Below are 15,091 nucleotides of genomic sequence, written 5' to 3' on the forward strand. Positions count from 1 at the left end.
GCTCTCGCGATGATCGGCGCGATCGTCTTCGTGATCGCCGGCCTGACCTGGGGCCCGAAGCTCCTGCCGCAGGAGGGCGTCCTCCAGCCCACGCCGCAGAAGGTCGAACCCACGCCGCAAGTCGAGCCTGAGGCCCCGACTGTGCGCGTGCTGGTCATGATGCGCCAGAAGCAGGCGGGCGAGGCGATCGACCCGGTCCGCGATGTGACCGTGGTCGAACGTCCCTTGGACAACGTCGATCCGAGCGCGATCACCTCCACCGGGTTCCTGGAAGACCACCGCGCCTACGCCCAGGTGGCCGAGCGCATCCTGCGCGTGTCACTGATGGCCGGCCAGACGCTGAGCCCCAACATGTTGCGGGAGCCCAAAGTCGAGGAGCGGCGCCCACAGACCCCTGAGGAGGCCGCGCGTCAGCGCGCCATCACCTACTTCGACAAGAAGGCCGAGATCGCGGCCGATCCGGAGATGGCCCTGTTCACGCCGGCCGAGGTTCAGCACGCTCTCGCTGCCGAAAGCGACCAGGTCACGGTCTTCGTCGAGGAGAGCCTCGAGGGCATGATCAAGCGCACGCCTGTCAAGCAGGACGTGACGCTGCAGCAGGTTCGCTTCCAGGCCGCTGATTGCCGGGAGGTCACCTACTACGCGAACGTCGGCCGCGACACGGCCGATCTCCTGCATGTGCTCCGTCTGCGCGTCGCCGCACCGGCGATCCGGATCCGTCCCGCCACCAAGGAGGACGCGCGCGACGGCAGCCGCATCTGCGCCGGCGGCGACAACACCTGCTATTACCTGGATACGGTCGGTAAATCGGACAACACGGTCAAACCAACCCCATTTACCGAACAAGAGGCTGAGATCGATCCGGCGACCGGTCTGCCCCGGGTGCGTACCAGCGAGGACATGTCGACCTGGTGCAAGGATGGCGCCCTGCGTGATCCCCGCATCGTCGACACGAAGGCCGAAAGCGCGCAGCGGCAGGCCACCCCCTGGGCGGGCAACCAACAGCCGGCCGACGCATGGCAGCCGATCGACGACGGCAGGAGCATGCCGGAAATGCCCCCGATGCCGGACGTACCGAACCCTGACATGCCCGCTGGTGGCGAGACCCTGCCACCACCGCCGGCTTTCGAAGGCGAGTGACGCGCCGCCTTAAGCACAGAGCCAGGCAGTACGGCGCTGTCACCGCGCCAGGGATCATACGGGTCGGCTGGCCCGGAATGAATTGGGGACGAGATGAAGACGCTCTCACTGCTCGCATACCTTCGTGATGCGGAAGATCGGGCCGCGCTCGAACTCGCGCTGTCGGACTTCCCCGGAATGGCCCGGGAGATCCGCGAGGGCGACGTCGCGAACGCCACGGCGGACGCGCCCGCATGGACGATCATCCCCGAGTTCCTGGTCCTGGATGTCTCGGCCAGCACCGACATCGAGGCCGCGCTGGCGGACCTGGTCGCCGCCGCGCCCGAGGGGGACACTAATGTCATCGCCGTCGGCTGCCAGGAGCGGCTGGACATCTACCGACGCCTGCGCCGCATGGGCGTGTCCGAGTACGCCGTTTCACCGATCGACCCGACCGAGTTTCGCGGCTTGCTGAACGACATTCGCGGCGACCGCCTCAGCCAGGGCCGCGCGATCAACCCCGACCGCCTGATCGTCACCCACGCCGTGCGCGGCGGCGCTGGCGCCAGCAGCATCGCCGCCTGCCTCGCCGAGGGGGTCACCCGGGATCATGGCAAGCGCGCGCTTCTGCTCGATCTCGATATCGAGGGCGGCAGCCATTACCTCACCTTCGGCGTCGAGCCGGCCGAAGGTTTCCTCGGCATGCTCGAGACACCCAAGCGGATCGACGCGCTCTACCTGGATCGCGCGATGCGCCGTCCCAGCCTCCGGCTCAGCCTGCTCAGCACCGTCTGCGAGGTCGGGCCGCCCGAGGTCGATCCGGCGTCGATCGACGCGATCATTCTCCAGGCCCAGCGCGCATTCGACTACGTGCTCGTCGACCTGCCCTGCAGGGCGCTGCTGGGGCGCGAACTGCTCGCCAAGGCCGGGCACATCGTCCTGGTGGCCCCGCCCACGGTGTTGGGGCTGCGCGATACGTTGCACACGCTGAACTACATCCAGGCCAACGGTGGCGCCGGCAACGTGCTCGTGGTCGTCGCCAAGACCGGCGAATACCGCAACCCAGTCTCGGAGAACGAGTTCCAGCAGCGTACGGGCTGCGCCACCCTGAGCATCGCCTTCGACCCGCGTGCGGCCGAGAAGACCCAGGTCCAGACCCAGACCCTGCTCGATGCCCAGGGTCCGATCGCCCGTCAGATCGAGCAGCTGCTCGCGCGGATGCCGAGCGCCCCGCAAAAGAAGAAGCGCAGCTTCCTCTCGCGCCTGGTCCGGAGCTGACATGATGCGGTTGGGACGCAGCCTGCCAGGCAGCAGCATCGACAAGATCGCCGACGAGCCCGAGGTCAGCGCAAGCTCGATCCCGGCCGATACGCGCGACGCGATCTTCAAGACCGTGCGGGAGCGCCTCGATCTCGACAAGGCGACCCGCACATCGCGCGAGCAGCTGGCCCAGCAACTCGAGAGCGCGATCAGCGAGATCGCCAACGAAAGCGGGCATCAAATCAGTGAAGTCGAGCAGCGCCAGCTGGCTCGCCAGCTCGCCGACGAGATGCGGGGCATCGGCCCGCTGCAGACCCTGCTCGAGGACCAGTCGATCACCGATATCATGGTCAACGGCCCGGACAGCATCTACGTCGAGCGGGCAGGGCGCCTGGTACAGACCCGCACAAGCTTCCGCGACGAGAAGCACCTTCAGTCGGTCGCCAAGCGGATCGCCTCCCGCATCGGTCGCCGGCTCGACGAGCAGTCGCCGATGGTCGACGCCCGTCTGGATGACGGCTCCCGGGTGAACATCGTGCTCCCGCCAATCAGCCTGCGGGGCACTCTGATCTCGATCCGGCGGTTCCCCGCGCACGCCATCACCCTCGACATGATGACGAGCAACCAGAACATGAGTCCGCAAATGCGGACCTTCCTGCAGGCCGCCGCCCGGGGTCGCCTCAACATCGTGATCTCGGGCGGCACCGGTTCGGGTAAGACGACACTGCTGAACGCGATCAGCCAGTACATCGACCCGACCGAGCGCATCGTCACGATCGAGGACGCGGCGGAGCTCCGCCTCCAGCAGGACCATGTCCTCCCGTTGGAGACGCGGCCGCCGTCGCTTGAGGGGACCAATGAGATCAACCAGCGCGACCTGGTTCGCAACGCGCTGCGCATGCGGCCCGACCGGATAATTCTGGGCGAGGTCCGGGGCGCGGAAGCGTTCGACATGCTGCAGGCGATGAATACCGGACACGACGGCTCGATGGCGACCCTGCACGCGAACGCGCCGCGTGAAGCCCTGACCCGTATCGAGAACATGCTGATGCAGGCGGGCTTCGAACTGCCGAGCCGCGCGATGCGCCAGCAGATCGCGGATGCCGTCGATATCGTCTGTCAGGTCGAGCGGATGAACGACGGGATGCGCCGGATCACCCAGATCGACGAGGTTACCGGGATCGAGGGTGAGACGATCTCGACCCAGACGCTGTTCAAGTTCACCTACAGCGAGTCGATGGGCAAGGTGAAGGGCGGCTTCGAGGTCGTCGGCACGTCGCCCCGGTGCATCGAGAAACTCAAGCGCCACGGGCTGGAAGCGGCGACGCGCGCGATCTTCTCCGGCAGCGGGGGCTGATCCGTGGACGGCACCGCTTTCCTGGCGATCCTGCCCGGCAGCCCGGTCGCGCTTGTCAGCTACGCCGTCACGACGCTTCTCGTGGCGGTCCTGCTCGCGCTCGCCTTCCGGACCTTCTTGCGCATCCGGACCCAGGTGCATCTCGATCGCCAGCTGAACCGCGTTTCGGGCCGCAAGCTCGACACTCATGAGACGATGGAGCTGCTGAACGCCCGGGCCCGGGATGACTCACTCAACGATTCCCTTCTTCGGATCCTGCCAACCCTCGGGCGCACCCGCCTGCGGCTCCGGCAGGCAGGCCTCCGGCGCCTCGACATCAAGCTCTACGTGATGGGCATCCTGGCCCTCACCGCCGTGATCATCTCGACGGTGACCATCCCGTACATCCCGAGCTACGCGCAGCCGCTCGTGGTCGCGCTCGGCCTGCATCTGCTGATCGACGTGAAGCTACTCGGCTTCATCATCCAGCGCCGCAAGAACAGGATCCTGGCGCAGATCGCCGACGCGCTCGGCCACATGGTCCGGGGCATCCAGGTCGGACAGTCGCCCGAGGCCGCGATCGCGGACGCCGCGGAAGTCGTGAAGGCGCCGCTGAAGGACCACCTCGTCCTGGTCAAGCAGCTCACAGACGTCGGCGTGCCGCTGGTCGATGCCCTCTCGGCCATCGCGGTCGATATCGACATGCCGGAGTTCGACTTTGCCGTGGCAGCCGTGTCCGCCCAGGCCGAGAGCGGCGGCAACCTGTCCAGCGCCCTGATGAACCTCGTGGACTCGATCCGGGCCCGGCATCAGCTGCAGATGAAGGTCCAGGCCCTGTCGGCAGAGGGCAAGGTCTCGGCGGCGATGATGGTGATGATGCCGATCCTGCTGTTCGTCTGGCTGTCGATGAGCCGGCCCGACTACGTCGCGCCCTTCTACGAGGACCCGACCGGCGAGATGCTGATGTTCCTTGCCTTCGGCCTGCTCGGCATCGGTGCCTACGTCCTCTCCAAGATTGCCCGGATCAAGGTGTAGCCATGCAGCGCTGGGTGTTCGCCACGGTCATCACGTCGATTCTGTTCACCGTGCTCTACCTCGCCGGACAGGCCCTGGCTCCCGGTCTGCTCAGCGGGGCCGGCGGCGCCCTCGTCAGCACCGGCGCCCTGATCTTTCTGTTCGCGATCTACTTCATGCTCGAGAACGTCGGCGACAGCTACGATCTCAAGCAGACCCTCGGGCGCACCGGATCGCTCTCGATGTCCGAGGTCGCCCGAAAGAAGCGCGAGATCGAGCAGCGCGCCGTCGCCTTGCCGTCGACCGGCTGGGTCGGGACGGCCGCACGCGTGCACGACGTCCTCAAGATCACGCCGGACGGGGTCGCCGGCGTCCGCCAGAAGCTCCTGGCAGCCGGCTACATCAGCGATCGAGCGATCCTGATCTACACCCTGTCGAAGACCCTGCTGCCGATCCTGGCACTGCTGGTCGGCGGCCTTGGCGGGCTGGCCTTCTCGCCCGACGCGCCGATGATCCAGGCCCTAAGCGCCCTGCTGAGCGCGACGGCGGCGTACTACCTGCCGGAGGTGATCCTGCGCAATCGTGCTTCCGCACGGCGTGAGAAGATCGCCTCGGAACTACCTGACATTCTGGATCTTTTGACGATCTATACGGAATCGGGACGCGGTCTCGACACGGCCATGCAATCGACCATCGCCAACGCGACAAAGCGCTATCCGACGATGGCGGGCGAGATGCAGGTCCTGGAGCAGGAACTGCGGCTGATGCCCAACCGCGAGGAGGCTTTCGACAACTTCGCCCAGCGTTGCGGTCTCGAGCTGGCCTGGCAGTTCGTTAGCGTGCTGAAGCAGGCGGAGAAGGTCGGGTCGCCGATCTCCGAGTACCTCAAGATGCTCGCCGCGGACAGCCGCAAGGACCGCATGATGTACGCGGAGCGCCGAGCCGCCCGGATCCCGGTCCTGATGCAGCTGCCGATGGTGATGTTCCTGCTGCCGGCGCTGTTCCTGATCCTGATGGGCCCGATCGCGCTCACCGTGATCGAGACTTTCAAGGAGATGAGCTTCTGATGGCGCCGCGCATGGCCTCGCTCGTGCGGGACGTCGACGGCGGGGTAGCCGTTTCCGCGGCGCTCACGATCGCGACCGTTATGACGCTGATCATGATCGTCCTCGAGGTGGCCGGCCTGGCGGTCGTCAACAACGGCCTGAAAGCCTCCGCCTCGCGTGCGGGGGAGCTGGCCGCCACCGGTCAGCCGCTGGATCCGGCGGCCGAAGAGACCCCGTTGAGGGCCTTCTGCGCTGGCGGCGACGTCACCTTCACGACCAGGTGTCACGTCGACCTGCCGGACTATGCGGCGAGCGGCGGCATCGCCTGCAGCTCGCCCGCGGCCACCGTGGTCTCGGTCGAGGCCCGCTGTACCTGGACCTACCTGACACCGATCCCCGGAAGCCTCCTTGGCGGCAACGCACTGGAACTGGACGCATGGACCATACAGCCGCTGGAGTAACCGGTCGCCGTACCCCCCGGAGCCTGTACGGAGAGGAGGACGGCGGAACGCTGCCCGAGTTCGGGATTGTCGCCGCCCTGTTCGCCACGGTGGTGCTCGCGCTTGCGCAGCTGACCCTCTACTTCGATGACCGAAGCGACATCGAACGCGCAGCGGCCTCGGTCACGCGCCTGGCGGTTCCGCTCGCCGGCGCGCCTTCGGCGGGTCAGCGGGGCGGGCTTTTCCGTGCCTTCCGGACGATCAGCGAAGTCGATCCCGTCACCGACCAATATCACCTGGTTGTCCGGCAGGTCACGGTCGACCGGGCCACCGGCAGCCTGCTGGAGGACTGGCGGATCACCGACGACGCGGGCGCACCGGCGGCAACATCCTACGATTCCGCCCAGGTGCTCTCCGAGCCGGAAGTTGCGGATGGCCAGACCCTGATCCTGATCGAGGCCAGCCGCACGGTCACCGGGCTCGGTCGGTTCGCAAACGAGCTCGGCACGGTCGAGGTCCGCCGGCTGGCCTACGAAACCAACCCGTGATCGCTCCCGATTCGGGCAACGAGGAGCGCCGCCGCGGGGCGGATCACCACCAACAGAAAATTAAGCGGCCAACCTGTAGGAACGAACCCAGCTCCGGGGTAGGCCAACAGGATGGACCGCCATGATTCAGCAGACAGCCCAGACCGCCGTCGTACTGACGAGCTTCCTGCCCGCCGTGGTCTTCGCCGCGCGCGCTGTGAGTGTCGCGTTCGCCCGCCCCGAGCCCAGGGTCCACGACCGTCATGTGAAGGCGGTCCTGGAGGACACCGGCCTCGACGTCTTAACCGACGTCCGCCTGGATGTGCCGGAGCGTTTCGGCGAGATCACCGTCAGTCACCAGCTGCACTACGTGGTACGGTTGCCCGAGCAGATCCTGCTGATCGAGGTCGTCGAGACCCCCGGACGGATCACCCAGCTCGGCGACAGCGACGAGCCCTGGGAGATCGTGCGCGGCTCGGACGGCCGCAAGATCGAGATCGAGAGCCCCTATGCCCGGGTCGACCAGAAGGTCGCTGCGCTGCGCAGCCTGTTCGGGCCGGGGATCGATGTTGGCTCCTCGGTCGTGCTCGGCCCCGACAGCACGATCGCGGACCCGCAGGCCACCCCGCGCCCGGCGAGCCTGTTCGAGAGCGCCGAGGAGCTCGGGCGGCGGCTCGAGGGGCGCGCCTCCCAGGGCGGTGCGTCGCGCACGCTGGCACCCTGGGAGAAGCTGCAGCAGACCCCGGGCAGTGCGGAAGCCAATGACAACACCTTCCTCGGCATGCGGGTGAACAGGCCCAGGGTTCTGCGCAAGGCGCGCACCTGGCCCCGTCTTCCATGGCGGAGCCGTGCGGCGCTCTCCCTGTTCTGGGGTGGCCTTGCGGTGGTCGCGTGCATCGCGACCGTGTCGTTCTGGCAGGCGGTCACGATCTAGGCCGATGCAGCATCTTCCAGTGAGGCCGGACGTCCAGCGCTGTCAGCGCTGGCGCGGGGGTCGCGCAAGCTACCGGCCGGCCCGAGAAGTCATCGACACGGAGCGCTTCGAGGTTGTGCCGCTCAGCGAGAGCGACGCCAAGGCCTTTGTCGGGCAGCACCACTACTCGCACTCCTATCCGGCGGCACGCTTCCGGGCCGGGCTGGTGTCGCATCACTGGGGCCGGCGCGCGCGGCTCGAGGGCGTGGCGGTCTTCTCGCAGCCGATGAACCAGCTGGCGGGGCCGCGACACGCGGGTCTCCCGCCGGCCAGGGTCGTCGAACTCGGCCGCTTCGTGCTGCTGGACGAGACCGCGGCGAACGCGGAGACCTTCTTCCTGGCGCGCGCCTTCGCCGAGCTACGGGTGGCGTTACCCAAGGTTGGCGCTTGCCTTGCCTACTCCGACCCGGTGCCGCGCGCCAGCCTGGGCGGCGAGATCGTCTTTCCCGGTCACTACGGCTGCATCTACCAGGCGGCCTCTGGGGGCGCCTATCTCGGCCGTGCGACCGCTCGGACCCTGTTGCTGACCCCCGACGGGCGGGTGGTGAGTGCGCGCACCCTCTCAAAGCTGCGCAACGATGAGCGCGGGGCGGCTTACGCTTACCGTCAACTTCGGGACGCCGGTGCGCCGGCGCGCAGGCCCGGGGAAGATGGTGCGGCCTATCTCGATCGCGCGCTCGCGGATGGCGGGTTCCGCCGCCAGCGTCACCCGGGCAATCACCTGTACCTCTTCCCTGTTGGCGGGCCGGCAGCGCGCCGACGCCTGGCCCGCGAGATTGGCCGGGGGCATCCCTATCCGAAAGGCGTCGACCGGCCTTATGTTGAATGTTAACGAAATGCGACTAGCTTGCAGCACGATCGCGCGGCAGGGGGTAGCGCCCGGGGGCTGTGGTCGATTTCGTGGAGCATTTTCACCCGATCAGGCGGCTCCGAGTATGGAGTCGCGCACAAAACGGCACCTCAAGGGTGCCGGGCAAAGGAACGATATGGCTAAGGTACTGGTGGTCGACGACGAAAAGAGCGTGCGGATGGCGCTGCGCAAGACCCTGGAGCGGGACGCGCACGAGGTCCTGGAAGCCGAGGACGGCGACGTCGCGTTGAGCCGCCTGGCTGACACGATGGTCGACGTGGTGATCACTGACATCCTCATGCCCGGACGCGAGGGAATTGAGACCATTCAGGAGATCCGCGAAACCTATGGGCGCTTGCCGCGCATCATCGCGATCTCCGGGGGCGGCCAGACCGGCAAGGCGGACTTCCTGGACTTCACCGAGCAGTTCGGTGCAAACCGCGTGCTCGAGAAACCGATCAGCCGCGATCAGGCAATGCGGGCGGTGCGCGAGGAAGTGGAGATCGCTCAAAGTGCCCGGGAAAGCGGACAGCGCCGGGGCCGGTGAGCGGCGCCACACGCATCGGCATACCGCCCTCGGTATGACGGATCGGGCGGTTCATACGCCCTTGGCGCCAAGGTTCGTCGACACCTAGCGCGCGTACACTGATGTATTCTTAAAAGTTTGAGGCGCGTCCGGCTGGCTGCGCGGAGGTCGGCGAGTTGTACGGGTAGGGCGCAGTTGTTGTGTGTTGCAACTGTGTGTCAGATAACCAAATTGAAAATCTGACAAATTAGTTGATCGCAAACCCTTCTGAACCCGGAAATGCCGGGACGCTGGTGCTGCCGTGCCGAGCTGCCAAGCCGTGGTGGTCCCTCGACGCGCGGCCTGCTAGACTCGGGGCATGGCGAGACGAGGATTACCCCTGCTGCTCATGCGTCGCGTCCGGGCTCACGGCCGCGGGTGGGTGTTCACGCCCCGGGATTTCCTCGATCTCGGGACGCGTGCCGCGGTTGATCAGGCCCTCAAGCGCCAGTCTGTCCGGGAGCTGAAACGCGACCCGCAGACGGAGGGGCACCTCGAACTGCGTCGGCTTGCGCACGGGATCTATGACTATCCACGCTGGGACCTGGACGGCACGGCTGCCTTGCCGGATCCCGATGCGATCGCCCGCGCGATCTCGCGCCGCGACAAGGATCGCGTCGTCGCGTCCGGCGCCCATAACGCGGCCCAACTCGGCCTGACGCAGGCCGCGCCGGAGGGCCGGCGTGTCTATCTGACCGACGGCCCGGATCGCGTTTATGATCTGGGAGAGCGGCGCCTTGAAATGCGACACGCAGGCCCGGACACGATGGCCTGGGCGAACCGGCCGGGCGCTCCCGTTGTTCTCGCGCTCGATTGGCTCGGGCCGCAGCTCACCGAGGTCGCGAAAGCCCATCTGAGGAGCCAGGGTCTCAGCAAGGCGGCCATCGACGACATTCGGGACAACATTTTCATGGCCCCGTCATACCTTCAGCCGGCTTTGCGGGAGCTGGTCGGCCGCAAGCAATCGCGCCGTCGACGCCGCGCAAAGCGCGCTGATGCCGCCACGAGCGGCGAGGGCGATGAGGACGCTCATGGGGCAGATGAGGGCGCGGAGGAGCCTGCTTCCGGCCAGATTGACGCTCATAACACGGACACGTAGCGTGCCGCGGCGAAGTGACGGAGGCCTCTCGTCGATGACATCCGAGGTTGCGCTACAGCAGGTTGTGTCGGACAGAGACAACCTGCGGGCGCTGATCGACACATCCCACAACCCGATGATCGTCCTCGACAGGCAAGGCCGGGTGGAGCTCTGGAGCCGTGCCGCCACCGAGCTATTCGGCTGGAGCGAGGCCGACGTCATCGGTCATTGCTGCCCGCTCGTGGCGGACGACGCCGCTGATCTGGCCGCCTTCGAAAGGTGCATCAAGCAGGCTCTGAGCGGCGAAGCCATCAAGGCCTTCGAGACAACGCGGATCGCCAGGAAAGGGGAGGGGATCCCGCTCACCGTCCGGATCAGTCCGCGCCAGCGCCCGGGTCATGCCCCGGACGGCGTCGTGATCATCTGCGAAGACATGCGCTCGTGGTACGCCATGACACGGGCAAGCGACGACGAGAAGCAGAGGTTCTCGTTTTTCGCTCATCTGTCGAACGACTGGCTCTGGGAGACGGATCTGCAGCAGCGCTTCACGTTCATCTCGCAGCACGGCAAAACGGATGCCTTTCCAGAGCCGCTCTACCAGTACATCGGCCGGACCCGTCACGACCTTCTCAAGCGAGCCGGCGCTCCAGCGGCGACGATAACAGCTGAAGTCGACGAGGCCATGCGTGAAGGCCGCTCTTTCGAAGGTCACGAATACAGCTACACCCATCCAGAGCGCGGGCAGGTCTATATCCGCTTCTCGGGGCACCCCTTCTATGATCATGAGGGGCGGCTTGCCGGCTACCGCGGGGTTGGATCGGACGTCACGGAAGCGCGCCGCGCCCAGGCGAGTGCCCAGAACCTGCGCACCCATTTGGAGGCGGTTGCCAAGGTCGTTCCCGGGGCTCTCTATCAGTACCGCTTCCCGCCCGATGGCAGCGATCCCGGCCTGACCTTTATGAGCCCGCGGGTGCGCGACTACTTCGGCTTCGCCCCGGAGGACGTCAGCGTGCCGCCCGCACCGCACTGGCTGTGCGATCCCCGCGACGTCCCGCGCATGCGTGAGTCCGTGGATCAGACCTACCGGGCGCTTTCGGACTGGCACTTCGAAGCCCGCTACCAGGCCCCCTCGGGCGACACCCGCTGGTGGCGGGCCTACGCGCGCCCCCAGCAGGAGGCTGACGGTGCTGTCATCTACCACGGCTTCATCACCGACATCACCGAGGAGAAGCGGGCCCGGGACACGCGTTCGGACGCCTTCCTGCTGCTCGACCAGGCCGCCAGCCTCGCCGGGCTTGGCTACTGGATCTGGGATGCCAAGGTCCGGCATTGCGTCGATTGCTCGGACACGACCGCCCATCTCGTGGGGATGACCCGGGAAGCTTTCCTCGAGCACAACCGGCGCCACTCGACGGCGACCAAGCTGATGGCGGGCGACGACGGCAAGCGGTACCTGGAGACCGTGTTCGCAGCGATCAATGAAGGGCGCTCGTACCACCTGGATTTCCGCGTAATCCGCCAGGACACCGGCGAGGAGCGGATCATCGAGGAGTTCGGTCAGCCGATCTTCGATGACGACGGCGTTTTGCTGCGCGTTATCGGATCCTCGCAGGACGTAACGGCGGCCCGGCGGGAGATCGATGCTGCCCGTGAAGGCGAGCGTCGCTACCGCATGCTGGCCGAGGTGTCGGCTCAACTCCACCTAATCACCACCTACGACGCCTATGGTGCGCGTCAGGAGCTCTGGCACGCCGGCCGCGTCCCGGGGATCAAGACACCCGACGAGTACGATGGCCCTCCGACATGTCCGCTCAATGCCTTCGCGATTCCGGAGGACCATCCGCTCCTCGCGGCCCGCAAACAGCGCTTCCTCGAGGGGCGCACGTCAGTCGACGAGGTCCGGCTGCGCACACGGGGCGGGGACACGCGCTGGGTCCGCGCCTACGGGCGCCCGGAGCACGACAGCGACGGCCGGCTGATCCGGATCTACGAGGCTTGCGAGGACATCACCGAAGAGCGGCGCATGCGGGCTGCACTGGAGCAGCTGGATACGCGGGTGCGGCGGATCGCCGAGAACCTCCCCGGCGCGATGTACCAGCTCGACGTCGGCGCTGACGGCACCCAGACCTACACCTTCCTTTTCGGCGGCTTTCGCCATCGCCTGGGCCTGCCGGCCTCGGCGTCGCCCGCCGCCTGGACAGCCCTGATCCATGAGGACGATCAGGCCCAGCTGCGCAGCGACATCGCGACCGCGGCGACCTCCGGCGCGCCCACGACCCGCGACGTCCGCTTCATCGGAGCCGAGAGCGAGACCCTCTGGGTCCGCAGCATCGCACGTCCCCGCACAACGCCCAACGACGACGGGACGCTGACCTTCGACGGAGTGATGATCGACATCACCGAGCGCCGCGCCTCCGAGGAGCGGGTCAAGGCCGCCGACAAGATGGAGAGCTTAGGGACGCTTGCCGGCGGCATCGCGCACGACTTCAACAACCTGCTGCAGTCGATCCTGCTCCTGAGCGAGGACGTTCTGGAGGACGTGAGCGATCCGGCGACACGGGAGAGTCTGAGCACGGTGATCGCCTGTGCCCATCAGGGCCGCGATCTCGTCCGCCAGGTCCTGGCATTCGCGCGCAGCGATCGCAGCGCGCCCGCCGAAGCGATGTCCCCGGGCCCGATGGTCCGCGACGCCATGCGGATGCTGCGGGCCTCCTTGCCGCCGACCGTGCGCATCGAGCTCGACATCGAGGACGTCGACCCGATCTACACAAATCTGGCCTACCTCCAGCAGATCGTCCTCAACCTGGTCCAGAACGCGGCGCACGCCTGCGACCCGCACGGCCGGGTGCGGGTTCGGCTGAGCCGCTTCTCGACGACACAGCCGGTGCACACGATCACCCGGACGCTGCCGCCGGGCTTCTACACGATGCTCTCGGTGGAGGATAACGGCAGCGGGATCTCAACCGAAGACCGAGAGCGGATATTCGATCCCTTCTTCAGCACCAAACCGGTCGGCCGCGGATCGGGGCTGGGCCTGTCGGTCGTTCTCGGCCACGTTCAGCGTCAGTCCGGTGGGCTGCGTCTGGCAAGCACCCAGGGTGTCGGAACGCGCTTCGAGGTGCTGTTTCCCGCCGTGCGGCAGGACCAGCCGGGCGCCGGGTTCCTGCAGCTCATCTCACAGTAGGCTCGGATCCCCGTAGCCCCGCGCGACATAACCTGACAGTCTAACCGACCGTCGCCACCTAACCCACTGTATTTTTTACATAATGAACATTATGCGCGTCCAAGGAACCTCTGCTTTGTCCGGACTCATAACGCTGGATTTTTCGGACGCATATCGTTGGATGGACCTAGCCCCACCTCGTGCCGTCCGGTTCTATCCGCCAAGCGTCCACGAGCTGGGCTTAGCCGCATGCGCCGAACAAGCGTGTGTTGTACTGCTGTCGACCGACTAGAAACGCCCTGTCATGGGCGCACGCAGCAAAGACAGGCGAAACAGTTCGTACCAAGCTCCAGGAAAGCCGGCCAATCCGATCAACAGGGCGAAGACGCCGCTTACAGCGCTGGTTGGCCAACTCCATGAGCCCCCGCGCCCGAGGGCAATGATTGCGATCAGCAACAGCACCCCGGTGATCCGGCGCCGCCTATCGGAAATCTCCCGCGAGACGAAACACTCTATGCACAGGCCACGGGTCCGAATTGGCGGATCGGGGCAGATCTCTCCGCAATCCGCCGTCGCACACCGCTGATCGTAGAGATCGAGCCGCCCAGTCAAGGTGCGCAGCTGGAATCCGATCCAGGCGCCAAGAACGTCTGAGACCTCAACCTCAAGGTCCCTAGTCATGCCGCTCACGGGCCCCTGCAAAAGTAGCACGTACGTCAACAATGCTGTCGCCGTCAACGCGCCCCCGAGCACAAGCGGAAGGTCCGGGCCATCGATCTCCAGGTACCACGTAATGGCACCCCAGGCTGCGAACACCGAGATCAGCAACGCCAAACCCGGTAAGAGAAGGCACGTCACGTTGCGCGTTTCCTGCGTCCGGCGGATCTCTGACGTGAGCGCATCCCTAATCCGATGCCGTGTATCTCGATAGATATCGAGAGCGCTATTCCTGTCGGACTTACAATCATTACCTCGGTCCGGCTGGCGGCCATCAGCAAAGTCCCGCAACAGAATCGATCGCGGCCTGGTGCCCGCGTCCAACAAGCTCTCCATCGTCCGAAACCGCATCGGACCGCCATCCCACGCGCTCACCATGCACCAACCGAGGCTGGCAGCGAGCCCGGCGAAACTTGCAAATAGCAGGTCTCCCGGAGCGCTTGCGGCAGCCGCAAAGAGAGCAGAACTCCATAAACCCAGGATGGCGAAGAGCAACCAAAAGCCCTGTCTACGCGCGAAGCGCCTCCGAGACTGTGATCGCATGACGAGTCTTTCGAGTAAGGTTTTGACGTCGGTCTGCCTGCCGATCTCAGTGCGATCAAACTTGTATGGGCTTTGATCCATCCGCGAACGATCCATCCGCACACGCCGCATGGTGATCACTTCAGTGGGGGGAGAATAACAGTAAGCGGGGCGACGCCCCCACATGGCGCGTGAGACGCGTCCCGGTATAGGCTTACGGTTTTATGATGTTCCGAGTACGGGCGCGCGCATCAACTCGGCGATCTTTTTGAATCTATCGACGCGCGCTTGGTACTGCTCGGGGCGTTCGGCGTCTTCGTCGCCGGGATCGCCGACAAATTCGGCGTCCGCGGTTTCGGCGTCCGCGGTGAGTTGGCGTTCCAGACGCTGGAGATGATGTTCGATTTCGTCGGCTGTGAACAGCTGACGCGCCTCGGCAACAAACCAGGGCAGATCCGCGGCAAGGCGCCGATCCCTTTCC

The 15,091-nt window shown here is 66.2% G+C and carries 14 protein-coding genes; 12 read left to right on the top strand and 2 right to left on the bottom strand.

Annotated elements, in window-relative coordinates; genetic code table 11:
- The first annotated feature begins 9 nt into the window (after positions 1-9).
- From CKO28_RS09285 to CKO28_RS09340, 12 genes are all read left to right on the top strand, one after another.
- Positions 10-1,140 (top strand): SAF domain-containing protein, encoded by a 1,131-nt coding sequence (locus CKO28_RS09285; RefSeq protein ID WP_200340392.1) that lies wholly within the window; start codon positions 10-12, stop codon positions 1,138-1,140.
- 93 nt (positions 1,141-1,233) lie between these two features.
- On the top strand, positions 1,234-2,397 hold the full coding sequence (locus tag CKO28_RS09290; RefSeq protein ID WP_200340394.1) for a CpaE/TadZ family protein: 1,164 nt from the start codon (positions 1,234-1,236) through the stop codon (positions 2,395-2,397).
- Between the two features lies 1 nt (position 2,398).
- Entirely contained in the window at positions 2,399-3,736 is a 1,338-nt protein-coding gene (locus CKO28_RS09295; RefSeq protein WP_200340396.1) for a TadA family conjugal transfer-associated ATPase, read from the top strand.
- Between the two features lie 3 nt (positions 3,737-3,739).
- The gene (locus CKO28_RS29115; RefSeq protein WP_200340398.1) at positions 3,740-4,750 is read left to right on the top strand and encodes a type II secretion system F family protein; all 1,011 of its coding nucleotides are present in this window, start codon (positions 3,740-3,742) and stop codon (positions 4,748-4,750) included.
- 2 nt (positions 4,751-4,752) lie between these two features.
- Positions 4,753-5,796, top strand: coding sequence for a type II secretion system F family protein (locus CKO28_RS09305; RefSeq protein WP_200340400.1), 1,044 nt, complete (start codon positions 4,753-4,755; stop codon positions 5,794-5,796).
- Positions 5,796-6,236 (top strand): hypothetical protein, encoded by a 441-nt coding sequence (locus CKO28_RS09310; RefSeq protein WP_200340402.1) that lies wholly within the window; start codon positions 5,796-5,798, stop codon positions 6,234-6,236. The genes CKO28_RS09305 and CKO28_RS09310 overlap by 1 nt, the downstream gene beginning before the upstream one ends.
- Positions 6,212-6,763: a TadE/TadG family type IV pilus assembly protein gene (locus tag CKO28_RS09315; RefSeq protein ID WP_200340404.1), complete on the top strand. Its 552-nt coding sequence runs from the start codon at positions 6,212-6,214 to the stop codon at positions 6,761-6,763. The genes CKO28_RS09310 and CKO28_RS09315 overlap by 25 nt, the downstream gene beginning before the upstream one ends.
- 121 nt (positions 6,764-6,884) lie before the next feature.
- Entirely contained in the window at positions 6,885-7,676 is a 792-nt protein-coding gene (locus CKO28_RS09320; protein ID WP_200340406.1) for a nuclease-related domain-containing protein, read from the top strand.
- 115 nt (positions 7,677-7,791) lie between these two features.
- On the top strand, positions 7,792-8,547 hold the full coding sequence (locus tag CKO28_RS09325; protein WP_200340408.1) for a Mom family adenine methylcarbamoylation protein: 756 nt from the start codon (positions 7,792-7,794) through the stop codon (positions 8,545-8,547).
- 103 nt (positions 8,548-8,650) lie between these two features.
- A complete protein-coding gene (locus tag CKO28_RS09330; RefSeq protein ID WP_200340410.1) occupies positions 8,651-9,112 on the top strand; it encodes a response regulator in 462 nt (153 codons plus the stop codon).
- 367 nt (positions 9,113-9,479) lie between these two features.
- Positions 9,480-10,229 (top strand): DUF6088 family protein, encoded by a 750-nt coding sequence (locus CKO28_RS09335; RefSeq protein WP_242480455.1) that lies wholly within the window; start codon positions 9,480-9,482, stop codon positions 10,227-10,229.
- A complete protein-coding gene (locus tag CKO28_RS09340; RefSeq protein WP_200340414.1) occupies positions 10,126-13,392 on the top strand; it encodes a PAS domain-containing protein in 3,267 nt (1,088 codons plus the stop codon). The genes CKO28_RS09335 and CKO28_RS09340 overlap by 104 nt, the downstream gene beginning before the upstream one ends.
- 267 nt (positions 13,393-13,659) lie before the next feature.
- Here the strand turns inward: CKO28_RS09340 and CKO28_RS09345 are convergent, their stop codons facing one another.
- Both CKO28_RS09345 and CKO28_RS09350 read right to left on the bottom strand, forming a co-directional pair.
- Positions 13,660-14,583 carry a hypothetical protein gene (locus CKO28_RS09345; RefSeq protein ID WP_200340416.1) on the bottom strand — a complete coding sequence of 308 codons (924 nt, stop codon included), beginning with the start codon at positions 14,581-14,583 and terminating at the stop codon, positions 13,660-13,662.
- 249 nt (positions 14,584-14,832) lie between these two features.
- Positions 14,833-15,091: hypothetical protein (locus CKO28_RS09350; RefSeq protein WP_200340418.1), on the bottom strand; the 259-nt coding region annotated here is incomplete at its 5' end.

Source organism: Rhodovibrio sodomensis (genome assembly GCF_016583645.1).
GTDB classification, from domain to species: domain Bacteria; phylum Pseudomonadota; class Alphaproteobacteria; order Kiloniellales; family Rhodovibrionaceae; genus Rhodovibrio; species Rhodovibrio sodomensis.